Origin of the sequence: Brachybacterium sp. J144, assembly GCF_036321705.1 — a bacterium.
Lineage (GTDB): Bacteria > Actinomycetota > Actinomycetes > Actinomycetales > Dermabacteraceae > Brachybacterium.
On the sequence record NZ_JAZDCG010000031.1, the window covers coordinates 100,256 to 116,850 of the forward strand.

15 protein-coding genes and 1 tRNA gene are annotated in these 16,595 nt (G+C 74.0%); 12 read left to right on the plus strand and 4 right to left on the minus strand.

The window, feature by feature from the left end; all coding sequences use genetic code 11:
* Positions 1-88 precede the first annotated feature (88 nt).
* The 6 genes from V1260_RS12000 (at position 89) to V1260_RS12025 (ending at position 5,101) form a co-directional block, all read left to right on the plus strand.
* A complete protein-coding gene (locus V1260_RS12000; RefSeq protein ID WP_329747051.1) occupies positions 89-1,003 on the plus strand; it encodes a hypothetical protein in 915 nt (304 codons plus the stop codon).
* Complete coding sequence (locus V1260_RS12005) at positions 1,000-1,413, plus strand: GntR family transcriptional regulator (protein WP_329747052.1); 414 nt, start codon at positions 1,000-1,002, stop codon at positions 1,411-1,413. The genes V1260_RS12000 and V1260_RS12005 overlap by 4 nt, the downstream gene beginning before the upstream one ends.
* Positions 1,410-1,913, plus strand: coding sequence for a GNAT family N-acetyltransferase (locus V1260_RS12010; protein WP_329747053.1), 504 nt, complete (start codon positions 1,410-1,412; stop codon positions 1,911-1,913). Before V1260_RS12005 ends, V1260_RS12010 begins: the two co-directional genes overlap by 4 nt.
* A gap of 143 nt (positions 1,914-2,056) precedes the next feature.
* Positions 2,057-3,568 (plus strand): HNH endonuclease, encoded by a 1,512-nt coding sequence (locus tag V1260_RS12015; RefSeq protein WP_329747054.1) that lies wholly within the window; start codon positions 2,057-2,059, stop codon positions 3,566-3,568.
* A 14-nt stretch (positions 3,569-3,582) separates the two neighbouring features.
* The gene (gene pheA / locus V1260_RS12020; RefSeq protein ID WP_329747055.1) at positions 3,583-4,560 is read left to right on the plus strand and encodes a prephenate dehydratase; all 978 of its coding nucleotides are present in this window, start codon (positions 3,583-3,585) and stop codon (positions 4,558-4,560) included.
* A 1-nt stretch (position 4,561) separates the two neighbouring features.
* Positions 4,562-5,101: a YdeI/OmpD-associated family protein gene (locus V1260_RS12025; protein WP_329747056.1), complete on the plus strand. Its 540-nt coding sequence runs from the start codon at positions 4,562-4,564 to the stop codon at positions 5,099-5,101.
* Positions 5,102-5,111: 10 nt separating this feature from the next.
* Here the strand turns inward: V1260_RS12025 and V1260_RS12030 are convergent, their stop codons facing one another.
* Positions 5,112-6,296, minus strand: a complete 1,185-nt coding sequence (locus V1260_RS12030; protein ID WP_329747057.1) for a diacylglycerol/lipid kinase family protein — start codon at positions 6,294-6,296, stop codon at positions 5,112-5,114.
* Between the two features lie 44 nt (positions 6,297-6,340).
* Between V1260_RS12030 and serS the strand changes: the two genes are divergently transcribed.
* The 3 genes from serS (at position 6,341) to V1260_RS12045 (ending at position 8,901) form a co-directional block, all read left to right on the plus strand.
* Positions 6,341-7,603, plus strand: coding sequence for a serine--tRNA ligase (gene serS, locus V1260_RS12035; RefSeq protein ID WP_329747058.1), 1,263 nt, complete (start codon positions 6,341-6,343; stop codon positions 7,601-7,603).
* Positions 7,604-7,677: 74 nt separating this feature from the next.
* Entirely contained in the window at positions 7,678-8,544 is an 867-nt protein-coding gene (locus tag V1260_RS12040; protein ID WP_329747059.1) for an HAD family hydrolase, read from the plus strand.
* Between the two features lie 165 nt (positions 8,545-8,709).
* Entirely contained in the window at positions 8,710-8,901 is a 192-nt protein-coding gene (locus V1260_RS12045; protein ID WP_329747060.1) for a hypothetical protein, read from the plus strand.
* Here V1260_RS12045 and V1260_RS12050 read toward each other — a convergent pair.
* Positions 8,885-9,835 (minus strand): NAD(P)H-quinone oxidoreductase, encoded by a 951-nt coding sequence (locus tag V1260_RS12050; RefSeq protein WP_329747061.1) that lies wholly within the window; start codon positions 9,833-9,835, stop codon positions 8,885-8,887. The genes V1260_RS12045 and V1260_RS12050 overlap by 17 nt on opposite strands.
* Before the next feature lie 142 nt (positions 9,836-9,977).
* Positions 9,978-10,955, minus strand: a complete 978-nt coding sequence (locus tag V1260_RS12055) for an MDR family oxidoreductase (RefSeq protein ID WP_329747062.1) — start codon at positions 10,953-10,955, stop codon at positions 9,978-9,980.
* Between the two features lie 114 nt (positions 10,956-11,069).
* Between V1260_RS12055 and V1260_RS12060 the strand changes: the two genes are divergently transcribed.
* Both V1260_RS12060 and V1260_RS12065 read left to right on the plus strand, forming a co-directional pair.
* A complete protein-coding gene (locus V1260_RS12060) occupies positions 11,070-13,757 on the plus strand; it encodes an HAD-IC family P-type ATPase (RefSeq protein WP_329747063.1) in 2,688 nt (895 codons plus the stop codon).
* 26 nt (positions 13,758-13,783) lie between these two features.
* A tRNA-Ser gene (locus tag V1260_RS12065) sits at positions 13,784-13,871 on the plus strand.
* A 1-nt stretch (position 13,872) separates the two neighbouring features.
* Here the strand turns inward: V1260_RS12065 and V1260_RS12070 are convergent.
* Positions 13,873-14,778 carry an SDR family NAD(P)-dependent oxidoreductase gene (locus tag V1260_RS12070; protein WP_329747064.1) on the minus strand — a complete coding sequence of 302 codons (906 nt, stop codon included), beginning with the start codon at positions 14,776-14,778 and terminating at the stop codon, positions 13,873-13,875.
* A gap of 86 nt (positions 14,779-14,864) precedes the next feature.
* On the opposite strand from V1260_RS12070, the gene ptsP reads away from it, so the two are divergent.
* Positions 14,865-16,553, plus strand: a complete 1,689-nt coding sequence (ptsP, locus tag V1260_RS12075; protein WP_329747065.1) for a phosphoenolpyruvate--protein phosphotransferase — start codon at positions 14,865-14,867, stop codon at positions 16,551-16,553.
* The last annotated feature ends 42 nt before the right edge of the window (positions 16,554-16,595 follow it).

Sequence of the window (16,595 nt, forward strand, 5' to 3'; positions counted from 1 at the left end):
ACAAGTGTGGCGGCGGGCGCATTGTGTCATCACGTCGATACAAGTCGGCGTCGTCGGGCATCGCCGCCCGTTCCTCCCGGAGGTCCCCATGGTCGTCGGCCCGCTCCTTCCCCTGATGCTCCTCGTCCTGCTGCCCGTCGTCCTCATCGCGCTCCTGCTCGCGCGGGCCCTCGGCGCCGAGCGCACCGGTCTGCACCGCGGCGCGCTCGCCGCCCGCTGGGTGGGCCTGCCGCTCGGCATGGCCGTGATGATGCTGGTCATCATCCTCGGGGCGTCGGGACGGACGCCCGACTCAGGGCCCCTCGCCGCGCTCGGCCCGGCGGCCGGCGGGATCGTCCTCCTCCTCGCGATCGCGGCCGGCGAGCTCACCCTCCCCGCCCCGCAGGTCGCGGTGCGTCGGGCCTCCCTGCGCCGGCGCACCCTGGGCACGCTGCTCCCGCGCCCCGCGGCGGTGCTCGCCGGCCTCGCCCTCGCCTCCCTCGCGCTCGTGACCCTCACCGGTCTGCTGCTCGCGGCCGATGGGACCACCTTCGCGATCGAGGTGCCGCCGACGGGCGACGACCCGGGCCACGGCGCGGCCTTCGGCCCGTTCCCGGGCGGCGACTACACCGTGACGATCGCCGCGGGGACGGCGGCCCTGGTGCTCGTCGCCGTCGGGGCGCTCGTGCTGATCCTCCGCCGCCGGCCCAGCGACGACGTGCAGGACCTGCTGCTGCGTCGACGCTCCTCGACCTCCGTCGCCGGCGCCGTGGTCCTCGCAGCGGCGGCCTGCACGGTCCCCGTCGCGCTCGCCGTCCTGCGCCCGCTGGTGCAGGTGCGCGGCGAGTTCGCGCTCACCCCGGGGATGGAGGCGGGCACCTGGATCGCGGTGGTCGGGATCGGGCTGGGCCTGCTCGCCCTCCCGGTCGGCCTCGCGATGGTGATGGTCCCGGAGCTCCTGGCCCGCTCGGGCCCGCGGACGGGGGCGTCGGCGGCCATCGCTGTCGAAGAGGCCGCGCGATGACCCATATCGTGGTCGACATGAACAACCCGACCCCGCCCTACGAGCAGGTGCGCCGCGAGATCGTCGAGCAGATCCGCACCGGCGAGCTGCAGCCCGGCGACCGGCTTCCCGCGATCCGCGTCCTCGCCGGCGACCTCGGCCTCGCCCCCGGGACCGTCGCCCGCGCCTTCAAGGCGCTCGAGGAGGCGCAGATGATCATCACCCGGCGCGGCGCGGGCACCACCGTCGCCGCGGGGGCGGAGATCGAGGCCCGCCGGCAGCTCGGCGCCCTGCGCCTCCCGGCGGCCGGCGCGGCGGATCCGACCCTCGTGGAGCTGCTGACCGCGCCGCTCGAGGAGGCTCGCGCGCGCGGGGCCGACGAACCCGCGATCCTTGCCGCCGTGCGGGCGGTGCTGGCCCACCGACGGTGAGGATCCGCCTCGAGCCCCTCGGCCCGCAGCACGGTCCGGAGATCCTCGCCGGGCAGGACGAGGCGCTGGCCCTCGAGATCATCGGGCGGCCCTGGACCGCTGCCTCGCTCGAGGTGTTCCTGGCCCGGTGCGCGCACTGGCGGGCCGACGGGCCGCTCCGCGAGCTCGCCGCGCTCGAGACGGGCAGCGGCCGGCTGCTCGGCGGGGGAGGGCTGAACCGTCACGCGCCGGGGCTCGCCCGGGACCAGGTGGCGCTGACCTACTGGCTGCTGGCCGATGCGCGCGGGCGCGGGCTCGGCGTGGAGCTCGCCGCGGGGATGCTCGGGCGGGCGGGGTCGATGCCCGGGGTGCGCGAGGCGGTCCTGCTCATCGATCCCGCGAACGCGGCGTCGCAGGCGTGCGCGCGGCGGATCGGCGCCCGGCTGACGGGGGAGTGGGCGCCCCATCCGGCGGGCCGTGGGCGGACGGCGGAGCGGTGGGTGGCGGCCCTCGGGGAGTGATCGTTCCTCCCCACGCGGAGTTATCCACAAAATCGGCGGGTCCGGTCCAAATTCTTGTGTTAGGGGCCCTGTGGGAGTAGCCTGGAGGAGTCTTGGTTTGATGGGCTTACGAACGGATATTCGATAACGAGCGAGGGGGGGACATGGTCACTGTGCTGGATCGTCGACGCCCCGAGCCCTCCCGGTCCGTTCGGGCCCGCTCGCCGCTCACCGAGGACTCCCTGCTGCGCCGGGGCGGTGTCGACGGGGGTTCGGCGGACGCCCGCGCGATCACCCGCCTGCTCGAGGCCGAGCGCGAAGAATCCCGTCGGCATGCGCGTCGCCTGCAGGAGCTTGCCCCCTTCTGGATCGATCCGGAGGATCCCGAGCTCGCCGACTCCCGGGAGGAGCGCAGCCTCGCCGTCGCGATCGCCCTGCGCACCACCAGCTCCCGCGCCGCCGGGGAGATCCGTGGCGCGCATGTGGCCGTCGTGGAGATGCCGCGGACCTTCGCCCGCCTCGCCGCGGGAGAGATGCCCCGGGAATGGCATGGCCGCATGCTCCGGGAATGCCGAGGCCTCACCCCGTTCCAGCGTGACGAGGTGGATTCCGTGATCGCCGGATGGGATCTCGCCTCGATCCCCGCGGAGCGATTCCGGGACGAGCTGCGACAGGTCATCTCCTGGCAGCGCGTGGCCGATCCGCTGCCCCGGCCCGAGGACCTCCGCGACGTGGTGCTCGAGGGCGGGCCCGAGGGGGACGGCACCGCCTCCTTGCGGATCACCGGCCCGATCCCCGAGGTCCTCGATCTCGCCCGACGGCTCGACGCCGGGGCGCGCGCCGTCCAGGCCGCCCAGCGCCGTGCCCTCGACGAGGGCGCCCCCGTTCCCTTCGACCTCGACGGCACCGTCGCCGGCACCGGCCGGTCGATGAGCCTCGCTCAGCTCCGCTACGCGATCCTGCTCCGCTCGGTCCTGGACACCGGCGGCGTCGAGGTGCCCGCGCCCCGCTTCCGGCTGAACGTGCTCATCCCCGTCCTCACCCTGATGGGGCTCGACGACACCCCGGCCACCCTCGACGGCACCCACCCGCTGCCCGCGGAGATGGCGCGGGATCTCGCCGCCGCCGAGCCCGTGTGGCACCGGGTCTTCACCGATCCGATCAGCGGCGAGTTCCTCACCCTCCCCGCCGAGCGCTATCGGCCCACCGAGGCGATGGTCGAGCACCTCCGCCTCCGGGATCCGCTCTGCGCGGTCCCCGGGTGCACGCGGCACACCACCGACGACGCCGAGACTGACCATCTCGAGGAGTTCGACCACGCGGACCCCGCCCGCGGCGGGCCGACCTCCCTCCAAAACCTGCACCGCCTCCACTGGGGCCACCACGATCTGAAGACCGCGGGCCGGATCGACCCGGTGCGCGAACCCGACGGCTCCACCACCTGGACGGTCGGGGCACCCGCCCTCGTCACGATCCGCGTTCGCCCACGCGGCGACCTCGCGACGCCCCGTCTCGCCCGGACGCTCCAGGAGTCCTGGGAACACCACCGCTGGCACGAGGAGCTCGAGGCTCTCGAGCGCAGCGGCGAGCTGGAGCGGATGCTGCGCGAGTGGGGTCCCCCTGATCCGCGCGAGGGCTGGATGCCGGGCGACGCGGTGCCGGACCCGCCCTTCTGAGTACCCTTCCCCTCATGCGGTACGGATTCCTCGGCCCCGAGACGACCTTCACCCACCAGGCCCTCCTGCAGGCCCTCGCCGAGATCCCCGCGGAGCCCGGCGCGTCGGCCTCCGAGACCGTGCCCTTCTCCTCCGTGGCCACCGCGACCACCGCCTTGCTCGCCGGGGACGTCGACGCGCTCATGGCCCCGATCGAGAACTCCGTCGAGGGCGGCGTCTCCGGCACCCTCGACGTGCTCGCCGCGACGGACTCGATCACCATCGTCGCCGAGCAGACCGTGCAGATCACCTTCGTCCTGGCCGCGCGCGAGGACACGCCACTCGACGAGCTCACCACGGTCTCCTCCCACCCGCACGCCCAGGCGCAGGTGCAGGGCTGGCTCCGCGCGAACGTGCCGACCGCCCAGGTCGCCGCCTCCTCCTCGACCGCCGCCGCGGCCCGCGACCTCGCCGCCCTCGACGCCGAGTCCGCTCGGGGCCGGGCCGCCGTCTGCTCGCCGCTCGCCGCCGAACACTTCGGCCTCACCGTCCTCGCCGAGGGCATCGAGGACCACGAGGGGGCGATCACCCGCTTCGTGCTCGTCACCCGGGAGGGCCGCATCCCCGCCCGCACCGGGGCCGACAAGACCACGGTCGTCGTCCAGCTGCCGCACAACCGCTCGGGCGCCCTGCTCGAGGCGCTCGAGATCCTCGGGTCCAACGGGGTGAACATGTCCCGGATCGAGTCCCGGCCCGTCGGCGACTTCCTCGGCCGCTACTCCTTCTCGATCGACCTCGAGGGCCACCTCGAGGACCGCCGGGTCGCCGCCGCTCTGCGCGCCCTGCACCGCCTCTGCCCCGTCGTGCACTACCTCGGGTCCTACCCGCGGGTCGACGGCACCCAGCCCGAGGTGCGCGAGGACTTCGTCGACCACGCCTACGACGAGGCCCACGCGTGGCTCGAACGGCTCAGCGGCATGATCACCCCCGCCGATCCCGGGGCGGCGATCTGACATGGCGGCCAAGGCCCCCGTCACTGTCACCGGCCGCGCGACGGTGCGCGCGATCGGCGAGCGGCTGATCCTGCCGCTGCCCGAGGAGCTCAGCGCGAAGCTGCCCTCCCGCGGTCAGGTCGCCGTCGAGGGCACGCTCGAGGAGTGCCCGCTGACCACGGTGCTCGAGCCCGACGGCCGCAAGGGCCACTGGATCGATCTCGACACCGCGCTCATCGACGAACTCGACCTCACCGAGGGCACGAGCCTCGCCGTCACCCTCACCACCCGCGCCGAGTGGCCCGAGCCGGAGGTCCCCGAGGACCTCGCCGCCGCTCTCGAGGAGGCGGACGACCTCGCGGACACCTGGCCCGCGCTCACCCCCATGGCCCGTTGGGAATGGGTGCGCTGGGTCCGCGCCACCCGCAGCGGGGACACGCGTGCCCGCCGCGTCGAGGTCTCGATCGACAAGCTCCGCCACGGCTCCCGCCGCCCGTGCTGCTTCGACCTGTCCTCCTGCACCGACCCGGAGCTCGCCCGCAGCGGCAAGCTCCCGGAGTGACGGGGCGGCGTCAGCCCGCCGTGCCGTCCAGCCCCTCCGGCACCCGCAGGTGCAGCGCCCCGGGGTCGACGGTCGCGATCAGGTGGGTCGCCTCGACGTCCGTGTCCCCGTCGAGCTGCACCGGCTGCGGCTTCGCGGTCGTGACCTTCACGCCGGTGGTCAGGTAGCGCTCGACCGTGGAGAGCTTCGGCCCGAAGGTCGGGCGCAGCTTCGGGTTCACCACCTGCGCGGCGACCTGGCTGAAGCCCGCCGCCCCGCGCCAGCCGGCCACGACCACCTCGAGGCGGCCGTTGTCGATCGTCGCATCGGGCATCAGCACGAAGCCTCCGGGCAGCTTGCCGACATTGCCCAGCAGCACCGTGCGGGCCTTGTGGGCGTGCCGGGTCTCGTCCGGCAGCTGCACCACCACGTCGACCGAGCGGCCCATCACGGTGCGGATCCCGCCGAAGATGTAGGCGATCCAACCGATCCGCTTCTTCATCTGCGGATCGGTGTAACCGATCATCTCCGCATCCGCGCCGAAACCGGCGATGACCAGGAAGATCTGCTTCTGTGCCGAGCGGGCCGCGCTCGCCGAGCCGCCCACGCGCAACCAGCCGACGTCCACCGGGTGGTCCTCGCCGGTGAGGGCCGCGACCATCGCCGCCGTCGGATCCTCGAGCGGGATCGACACATTGCGCGCGAGCAGGTTCCCGGTGCCCGCCGGGATGATGCCCATCGGGGTGTCGGTGCCCGCGAGCACGGAGGCGACCATGCGCACGGTGCCGTCGCCGCCCGCCGCCATCACCAGGTCCGCCCCGTCGGCGAGGGCCTGCTCCGTCTGCCCCCGACCGGGGTCGTCGATCGTGGTCTCGTAGAACGCGGTCTCCGCCCCCTCGATCCGCTCGACCGCCTCGGTGATCTGGCGGCGGAAGGCGTCGGTGCCGGAGAACTTCGAGGGGTTCAGCACGACGGCGACCCGGCGCAGCCGGTCCGTCGGGCCGCTGATGCCGGAGGCGCCGGCGACTCCAGTGTCTGAACCACCCTCCGTCGGCGGCTCCTCCCGCCCTGCGCTGCGACGCTCGGCGGCGGACTTCAGGGCGGCGAGCTCGCGGCGGTGGCGGCCGAGGCGGCGCAGCACGACGACGAGCAGGGCGATCGTCACGATGGTCGTGACGACCGAGACGATGCTGAGGGCGAGCAGGGTGACGTCCATGCGGTCAGGGTAATCGCGAGCGGGGCCCCGGGTACCCTGGGGGAATGATCGATCTGCGGCACCTGCGCGAGAACCCCGAAGCCGTCCGCGACGCCCAGCGGGCCCGTCGTCGTGACCCCGAGACCGTCGACGCGGTCCTCACCGCGGATTCCCGCTGGCGCGAGGCGACCACCGCCTTCGAGAACGCGCGGGCCCAGCAGAAGGCCTTCGGCAAGCAGGTCGCCCTGGCGACGGGCGAGGAGAAGCAGGCGCTGCTCGGCGAGGTCAAGCAGCTCGCGGCCGACGTCAAGCGGCTCGAGGCGGAGGCCGCGGAGGCCTCCGTGACCCGCGACACCGCGCTGCGCGCCATCCCCAACCTCGCCGAGGGCGCCCCCGAGGGCCTCGAGGAGGACTTCGTGGTCCGCGAGACCGTCGGCGAGATCCCGACCTTCGAGGCCCCGGTCAAGGACCACCTCGAGATCGCCGAGGGACTGCGCGCGATCGACATGGCGCGCGGTGCGAAGGTCTCCGGCAGCCGCTTCTACTTCCTCACCGGCGTCGGCGCCCAGCTCGAGCTCGCGGTCCTCAACGCCGCGATCGACCAGGCCACTCAGGCCGGTTTCACCCCGATGATCACCCCCACCCTGGTGCTGCCCGAGTCGATGGAGGGCACCGGCTTCCTCGGCGAGCATGCCGACGAGGTCTACCACCTCGACAAGGGCGACGACCTCTACCTCGTCGGCACGAGCGAGGTCGCGCTCGCCGGCTACCACAAGGACGAGGTCCTCGACCTCTCGGACGGCCCCCTGCGCTACGCCGGCTGGAGCGCCTGCTACCGCCGCGAGGCGGGCAGCTACGGCAAGGACACCCGCGGGATCATCCGGGTGCACCAGTTCCACAAGGTGGAGATGTTCTCCTACTGCCGCATCGAGGACTCCTACGCGGAGCACGAGCGGCTGCTGGACTGGGAGCGGCAGATGATGGCGAAGATCGACGTGCCCTACCGGATCATCGACACCGCCGCCGGCGACCTGGGCACCTCCGCGGCGCGCAAGTTCGACTGCGAGGCGTGGATGCCCTCGCAGGAGACCTATCGCGAGCTGACCTCCACCTCGAACACCACCCAGTTCCAGGCGCGGCGGCTGAACATCCGCGAGCGCACCGAGGACGGCCTGCGCCCCGTCGCCACGCTCAACGGCACCCTCGGCACCACCCGCTTCCTCGCCGCGATCCTCGAGAACCACCAGCAGGCCGACGGGTCCGTGGTGGTGCCCGACGGGCTGCGCCCGTACCTCGGGGGCCGCGAGGTCTTCGAGGTCGTCGCATGATCCGACGGCTCCTGCAGGCCCTGCGTCACCGCAGGTTCACCCGGGCGTCAGATCGGCCTGGGACAGTGGACGGCATGACCTTCCCCGCCGCCGCCCCCGACCGCGCCCTCACCCGCGATCTCCTGCGCGAGCATCTCGGGGAGCTCTCCGGGGAGCAGCTGCTGATCGGTCTCGACGTCGACGGCACCCTCGTGGACCACGACGGCACGATGTCCCCGGCCATGCGCGAGGCTCTGCGCGCCGCCGCCGCGGAGCACACCGTGGTCATCGCGACCGGTCGCTCGCTCGGCGCGACCGTACCGATCGTCGAGGCCGCCGGCATCACCCGCGGCTTCGCCGTCTGCTCGAACGGGGCGGTCACGCTCGAGATGGATCCGGAGGCCGAGGGCGGCCATCGCGTGATCGGCACCCGCAGCTTCCAGCCCGGTCACGCCCTGCGCACCCTGCGCGAGGTCGCCCCGGACGCCCACTACGCGGTCGAGATGGCCGACGGCACCTTCCACGCCACCGCCGGCTTCCAGGACGCGAGCTTCGGCGTCGAGGCGATCGAGAGCGACCTCGACACGCTGCTCGAGCTCGAGGCGGTGCGGGTCGTGGTCCACGTCCCCGACCTCTCGCCCCAGGAGTTCAGCGAGGTCATCGCGGAGTCCGGGGTGCACGGCGTCGAGTACTCGATCGGCTGGACGGCCTGGCTGGACATGGCCGCGCCCGGCATCTCCAAGGCGAGCGCGCTCGAGGAGCTGCGCGAGCGGCTGGGCATCGATCCGAGCCGCACGGTGGCGGTCGGGGACGGGTTCAACGACGTCGAGATGCTCGCCTGGGCGGGCGTGGGGGTCGCGATGGGTCAGGCGCCGCAGGGCGTCAAGGACGTCGCGGACGTCGTCACCGAGTCGGTCTACCAGGACGGCACGGTGCTCGTGCTCGAGTCGCTGCGCGGCTGATCCCCGGGCCCTGCGAGGCGGCGGAACCTCCCCGTGAACAGGTGCCGAGCATCACAGGGTGAAAGAGGGGGTGAGGTTTGTGGATACCTGTCGGAAACCGGTGGTTTCCGAGGCATGGTTGTCGCGTCGAGACGAACCGACCACCCACGATTGAGGACGACCCCCATGGCCCAGCAGGACGAGCCGCGCGAGAGCCGCGGAGCCGCGGCGACCGCGCACCGTCGTTCCGCCCGCTGCCGGGACCGCCTCACCAGCGTCTGTCGCGAGCCGCTCGAGCGCCCGGCCCTCCGGCGCCGCCCGGAGGACTCCGCCGCCCGCGTCGCCTGGGGCTCGGTCCGCTTCACCATGCGCCGCTGAGGTCCACCTCGAGGACGACCTTGCCGAGGTGACCGCCGTGGCGGAGGATCCCGTGGGCCTCCTCGGCCCGCTCGAGCGGGAGGCGCGCCTGCACCGGCAGCCGCACGGAGCCGTCCGCGAGGAGCGGCCACACGAGCTCCTGCGTGCGCGCGAGGATCTCCTGCTTCTCGGCGACGGGTCGCGAGCGGAGGGTGGTCCCGAGGATCCGGGCCCGGCGGCCCATGAGGAGGCCGATCGGCAGCTCGCCCCGTGCGCCGCCGAGGGTCCCGATGATCACCAGACGACCCCGTTCGCGCAGCATCTGCACATTGTCGGCCAGCAGCGGACCGCCCACTACGTCGAGGATCACGTCGGCCCCGCCCTCGGCGGCGACGACCGCGGGCAGATCCGTGGTGCGGCGATCCCAGGCGGCGTCGGCCCCGAGAGCGCGTGCGGACTCGCAGGCCTCGGAAGAGCCGGTCACGGCGAGCACCCGGGCGCCCAGGTGGTGGGCGATCTGCACCGCGACGGTGCCGATGCCGCCGGAGGCCCCGTGGATCAGCACGGTCTCGCCGGTGCGCAGCCCCGCCTCGAGAACGAGGTTCGAGACCACGGTCGCCGCGACCTCGGGGATCCCCGCCGCCTCCACGGCCCCCACCCCGACGGGAGTGGGGAGCAGCTGGCCCTCGGGCACCGCGACGACCTCGGCGTACCCGCCGCCGGCGAGGAGCGCCACGACCGGCTCCCCGGTGTCGCGGCGCCGACCGGAGACCTCGAGCCCCGGCAGCTCGGAGGCGCCGGGGGGCGGCAGGTAGCCACCGGCGACCTGCAGCAGGTCGGCACGGTTCACCCCGGCGGCTACCACGTCCACGAGCACCTCGCCGGGGGCCGGGGAGGGCTCCGGCACCTCGGCGAGGAGGAGGCGGTGCTCGGGGGTGATCGTCATCGCGCGCATGGGGCCACGCTACGGCCCTCGCAGGAGGCTTGACCCGACGCCGGTTCCATGGTGGACGAGAACCGGCCGCTCGTCGCGGTCGTCGCCGACGGGGCGGTCCGGGCCCTGCGCGCTCGAACCCAGGTGCGCTGAGCGCAGCGGCTCAGGCCCGCACGTCCACGACGGTCCGGCCGCTCACCTGTCCGGCGAGGATCCGCTCCGCGAGCGGCAGCACTCCGGCGAGGCCGACGGTCGCCGTCAGGGAGTCCAGAAGTGCGAGGTCGAGCTCCGCGGCGAGCCCTGCCCACGCCCGCTCCCGGGCGGCGCGGGGGGCGTCCACCGAGTTCACGCCCGCGAGCGTCACCTGGCGCAGGATGAAGGGCAGGACCGTGGTCGGCAGATCCGGGCCCTGGGCGAGGCCGTAGGCGGCGACCGTCCCGCCCCAGCGGGTCTGCGCGAGGACGTTCGCGAGGGTCGCGGAGCCGACGCCGTCGACCGCGGCGGCCCAGCGCTGTGACTGCAAAGGCCTCCCGTCGGCCGCGAGCAGCTCGTCGCGGTCGATCACCTCCGCGGCGCCGAGCGCGCGCAGCAGCTCTCCGTTCTCCTCCTGCCGGCCGGTCGCGGCGACCACCCGGTGGCCGCGTGCGGCGAGCAGCGCCACCGCGATCGAGCCGGCGCCGCCCGAGGCGCCCGTGACCAGCACGTCCCCGTCGTCCGGGGTGAGCCCCGCGTCCTCGAGGCGGTGCACCGCGAGCATCGCGGTGAAGCCCGCGGTGCCGATCGCCGCGGCGCGGGCGGGGGAGATCGACTCCGGCAGGTGCACGAGGGCGTCCGGCCGCACCCGGGCGCGGGTCGCGAAGCCGCCGTGGCGCGTCTCGCCGATCCCGTCGCCGTTCAGCACCACCGCATCGCCCGGCGCGAAGCGCCCGTCGGCCGACTCCGTGACCGTGCCGACCAGGTCGATGCCCGGGATCAGCGGGTGGCGGCGCACGATGCCCCGCCCCGCGAGGGCCATGCCGTCCTTGTAGTTGAGGGAGGAGTACTCCACGTCCACGGCGACCGCGCCGTCCAGCAGCGACTCGTCGGCGTCCTCGAGCAGACGCGGGGTCGCCCCCTCGGACTCGATCAGGATCGCGCGCATCGGGTGCTCCTCGTGCTCGGGTGAGGGGTCGGCACCAGCGTATGCCTCCGTCGCGCGGCGCCCCGCCGAAGGTCCCGGCCGGGGCGAGGCTCGCGGGGGGAGGATGACAGGACGATGCACAGCGAGCCCGCGAGCCCGAGCCCCACCCGTCCCGCCGATCGCGCCGCGCCCCATGCGCTGACCGGGGAGGAGGTGCTGGAGGCCTTCGGCTCCCGGCCCGCCGGTCTCTCCGCCGACGAGGCCGCCGAGCGCCTCGAGCGGCACGGCCCGAACGCGTTGCCCGCCGGCGAGCGGGAGTCCCGGGTGGTGCGCTTCCTGCGCCAGTTCCAGGACCCGATGATCTACGTGCTGCTCGGCGCGGCGGTGCTGACCACCGTCATGGGGCACCTGGTCGACACGATCGTGATCCTCGCCGTGGTGCTGGTCAACGCGGTGATCGGGCATCTCCAGGAGGGGCGGGCGGCCGATGCGCTCGAGAGCATCCGCTCGATGCTGTCGCTCGACGCGCAGGTCCGCCGCGACGGCGCCTGGCGCACCGTCCCCGCGGAGGAGCTCGTGCCCGGGGACGTGGTGCGGCTCGGCGCGGGCGACCGCGCCCCCGCCGACCTGCGCCTCCTCGAGGCGAACAGCCTCGGCGCCGAGGAGTCGGCGCTGACCGGCGAGTCCCTCGCGGTGGAGAAGTCCCCGGCGCCGGTGGCCACCGACGCCCCGCTCGGCGACCGCAGCGGGATGGTCTTCTCCGGCACCACCCTCACCTCGGGCTCCGGGCGCGGCGTCGTGGTCGCCACCGGCACGGCCACCGAGATCGGGCACATCACCTCGATGCTCGACGAGGTCGAGGCGATGGAGACCCCGCTGACCCGGCAGATGAGCGACTTCTCCACGAAGCTCTCGGTCGTGGTGGTCGCCGCCGCGGTGCTCATGTTCGTGCTCGGGTGGGTGCTGCACGACCAGGGGCTCGGGGAGCTCGCGATCGCCGCGATCGGCTTCGCGGTCGCCGCGATCCCGGAGGGACTGCCCGCGGTGCTGACCATCACCCTCGCCCTCGGCGTCCAGGCGATGGCCCGGCGCAGCGCGATCACCCTCCGCATGAACTCGGTCGAGACCCTCGGGGCGGTCACCGTGATCGCCTCGGACAAGACCGGCACGCTCACCCGGAACGAGATGACCGTGCGCACCGTGGTCACGCCCGAGGGCACCTACGAGGTGACCGGCACCGGGTACGCCCCCGAGGGGGAGATCCGCTCCGCGGGCCGGGTGGTGACGGCGCGGGAGCACCGCGACCTGCGCCTGCTCGCCGAGGTCGCGGCGCGCACCAACGACTCCTCCCTCAGCCGCACCGCCGAGGGCTGGGCGCTGTCGGGCGAGCCGACCGACGGCGGACTGCGCACCTTCGCCATGAAGGCCGGGAGCGCAGGGGAGGACGAGCACCGCCTCGCCGCGGTGCCCTTCGACTCCTCGTACAAGTACATGGCGACCCTCGACCGGGTCGACGGCGTCGGGACTCTCGTGCACCTCAAGGGCGCGCCCGACCGGCTGCTGGACCGCTGCGACCTCACGCCGGGCGAGCGGGAGCGCTGGGAGCGGCGGATCGACGAGCTCGGCGGGCAGGGGCTGCGGGTGCTCGCGGCCGCCGTGCGCCGCGCCGAGGACGATGCCCGGACCCTGGGCACCGCGGACGTCGAGGACGGAGGCTTCACCTTCCTCGGCCTGTACGGGATCATCGACCCGCCCCGCGAGGAAGCCGTCCGCGCGATCCGCACCGTGCAGCGCGCCGGGATCCGGGTGCTCATGATCACCGGAGACCACGCCGGGACCGCGACCGCCATCGGACGCGAGATGGGCATCACCGACGAGCTCGGCGCCGTCACCGGCGCGCAGCTCGACGCCGCGGACGACGAGGAGCTCGCCGAGCTCGTGCGCACCCGCACGGTCTTCGCCCGCACCAGCCCCGAGCACAAGCTGCGGCTGGTCACCGCCCTGCAGGAGCAGGGAGAGGTGGTCTCGATGACCGGGGACGGGGTGAACGACGCCCCGGCGCTGAAGAAGGCCGACGTCGGCGTCGCGATGGGCATCAAGGGCACCGAGGCCACGAAGGAGGCGGCCGACGTGGTACTCGCCGACGACGACTTCGCGACCATCGGCGCCGCGGTCGAGATGGGTCGGACCATCTACGACAATCTCCGCAAGGCGATCGTGTTCATCCTGCCCACCAACGGCGCGCAGGGCCTGGTCGTCCTGGTCGCGGTGGTGCTGGGTATGACCCTGCCGCTCACCCCGGTGCAGGTGCTGTGGGTCAACACCATCACCGCCGTCACCCTCGCGCTCGCCCTCGCCTTCGAGCCCGGGGAGCCCGACGTCATGGACCGCCCGCCCCGCCCGCCGGGCGCCTCGATCCTCTCGCGCGCGGGCGTGGTCCGGATCGTGTACGTCTCGCTCCTGCTGGGCGCGGTGACGGTCGCGGTGTTCCTGGGTGGCCAGGCCGCGGGGGTGGCCCTCGAGGTCTCCCGGACCACCGCCGTGAACACCCTTGTGGTGGGGCAGATCTTCTACCTGCTCGCCTCCCGCTTCAGCGCCGGCACGAGCCTGCGCCGGGAGCTGCTGACCACCAACCCCGTCTCCTGGGCGTGCATCGCGGTCATGCTCCTGCTGCAGGTCGCCTTCGTGCACCTGCCCCCGCTGCAGGCGGCGTTCGGTTCCGCGCCGGTGGGCTGGGTCGGCTGGCTGATCCCGCTCGGCGCCGGGCTGCTGGTGCTCGCCGTGGTCGAGGTCGACAAGGCGCTGCGCCGCAGGTCCCGGTAGACTCCCGCGGGTGCCTCCGGGCACCGGGAGGGTTGTCAGAGCGGCCGAATGAGATGGTCTTGAAAACCATTGTGCAGTGACCCTGTACCGCGGGTTCGAATCCCGCACCCTCCGCTCACCGCGCCACCTCGGCCCGCGCCCACGCGGCGACCCGTCGGGCCAGGTCGCGGTCCAGCGCGGCCACGGAGCGGCGCAGCAGCGTCGGCCGCCCCCGCAGCGCCCCGCGCCCGTCGGGCCCGATGTAGGAGCCGGGCGGGAGCGGCTGGGTCGCGGCGAACAGCACCGCGGCGGCGCCGTCCGACGGGGACATCGCGAAGGGGCGGCTCGCGGCGGTGACCACCCGGTCCAGGCGAGCCGAGCCGGTCGCGTTCTGCAGGTTCGTCAGCACCCAGCCCGGATGCACGAGCTGCAGGTCCACGGAAGAGCCAGCCTCCTGCAGACGCTCGGCGAACTCGAGCCCCCACAGCATCGTCACCAGCTTGGAGCGCCCGTAGCCGGCGCGCAGCGACCAGCCGCCCCGGGTGAAGTGGGGATCGGCGAGGTCGATGGCGCCGAAGGTGTGGGCGTGCGAGGCGGTGACCACGATCCGCTCCCGCACCAGCGGCAGCAACAGGTCGGTCAGCAGCAGCGGGGCCAGGGCGTTCACCGCGGTCATCCGCTCGAAGCCGTCGGCGGTGACCTCGCGGCGCCGGGTGACCGTCCCCGCGACGTGGATCAGCAGGTCGATCCCGCGCCCCTCCACCGCCGCGGTGATCCGGGCGGCGCCGGCCCGGACCGCGGCGAGGCCCGCGAGGTCCAGCTCCACCAGCCGGATCGCGTCGGGGCGGCCCGTCTCCCGGACGATCCGCTCCCGCACGATCTCCCCCTTGGCGCGGCTGCGTACTCCGAGCACCAGATCGGCGCCCCAGCGGGCCAGCTGCAGCGCCGCCTCCCGGCCCAGCCCGTCACTCGCCCCGGTCATCACCACGGTCCGGCCACGGAGGTCGGGCTCGCGGAGGTGCTCCCACGCCATCACCGTCATGCGGCCATCGTAGGAGGCGGTCAGGCCGCGAGCGTACGATGGGAGGGCAGGTCCCGCGCCGTCGTCGCACCGAGGAGAACACCGCAATGGCCCAGTACACCGGCGTCCCCGTCAGCCCCGGCCGCGTGGTCGGCACGATCCGCACCATGGCCCCGCCGGTCGCCGAGCCCGCCGCCGATGCGACCCTCCCGGAGGGGGCCGACGCCGCCGCCGAGGCCGAGCGCATCCCCGCCGCCGCCGCCGCGGTGCAGGCCGCTCTCACCCGGCTCGCCGAGCGCGCCAGCGGGGACGGGAAGGCGATCCTCGAGGCCACCGCGCAGATGGCCGCGGACCCGTCCCTGACCACCACCGCCAAGGGCCTCGTCCTCAGCGCCGGCAAGAGCGCCGAGCGGGCCGTGTGGGAGGCCGGTGACCAGGTCGCGACGATGCTCGAGGGCCTCGGCGGCTACATGGCCGAGCGCGCCACCGACGTGCGCGACGTGCGCGCCCGCATCGTCGCCGAGCTGCGCGGCGAGCAGGCCCCGGGCATCCCCGACGTCGACGAGCCCTTCGTCCTCACCGCGATCGACCTCGCCCCCGCCGACACCGCGACCCTCGACCCGGAGCGGGTCCTGGCCCTGGTCACCTCCGACGGCGGCCCGCAGTCCCACACCGCGATCCTCGCCCGCCAGCTGGGCCTGCCGGCGATCGTCGCCGCCAAGAGCATCCACGAGTTCGCCGACGGCACTGAGGTGTTCGTCGACGCCGGCTACGGCACCGTCACCGACGAGGTCACCGAGGAGCACCACCGCTTCGCCGCGGCGTGGAGCGAGCTGCAGAAGAACCCGCTGACCTACGAGGGCGGCGGCGGGGTCCTCGCCGACGGCCACACCGTCCAGCTGCTCGCCAACATCGGCGGCGCCAAGGACGCCGAGAAGGCGGTCGCCGCGCACGCCGACGGGGTGGGCCTGTTCCGCACCGAGTTCCTCTTCCTGGACCGCGAGGACGAGCCCACCGTCGAGGAGCAGACCGCCGCCTATCGCGAGGTCTTCACCCTGTTCCCGGGGAAGAAGGTCGTGGTGCGCACGATCGACGCCGGCGCCGACAAGCCGCTGCCCTTCCTCACCGACGCCGAGGAGCCCAATCCCGCGCTCGGCGTGCGCGCCTACCGCACCAGCTGGGAGAAGCGCTCCGTGCTCACCAACCAGCTCGACGCGATCGCCGCCGCGGGCGCGGACACCGAGGCGACCCCGTGGGTGATGGCCCCGATGATCTCGACCGTCGAGGACACCGAGGACTTCGCCGCGCTGTGCGCCGAGCGCGGCCTCAGCCCCGCCGGGATCATGGTCGAGACCCCGTCGGCCGCGATCACCGCGGACCGGCAGCTCGCCGCGTGCGACTTCGCCTCGATCGGCACCAACGACCTCACCCAGTACACGATGGCGGCCGACCGCATGCTCGGCTCCCTCGCACACCTCAACAACCCGTGGCAGCCCGCGGTGCTCGCCCTCGTCGAGGCGACCTGCACCGGCGCCGCCACGGCGGGCGGCAAGCCCGTGGGCGTATGCGGCGAGGCGGCGGGCGACCCCGGCCTCGCGGTCGTGCTCGTGGGCCTCGGCGTGACCTCCCTGTCGATGACCCCGCGCTCCCTGCCCGCGGTCGCGAAGGTGCTCTCCACCGTGACCCTCGAGCAGGCGCAGGAGCTGGCACGGGCCGCCGTCTCCGCCCGCACCGCCGAGGAGGGCCGCGACGCGATCCGCGCGGGCCTCCCGGTGCTCGGCGAGCTGGGTCTGTGACCAGCCACTGACCGCAGGACGCGCGAAGGGCGCCCCACCGCG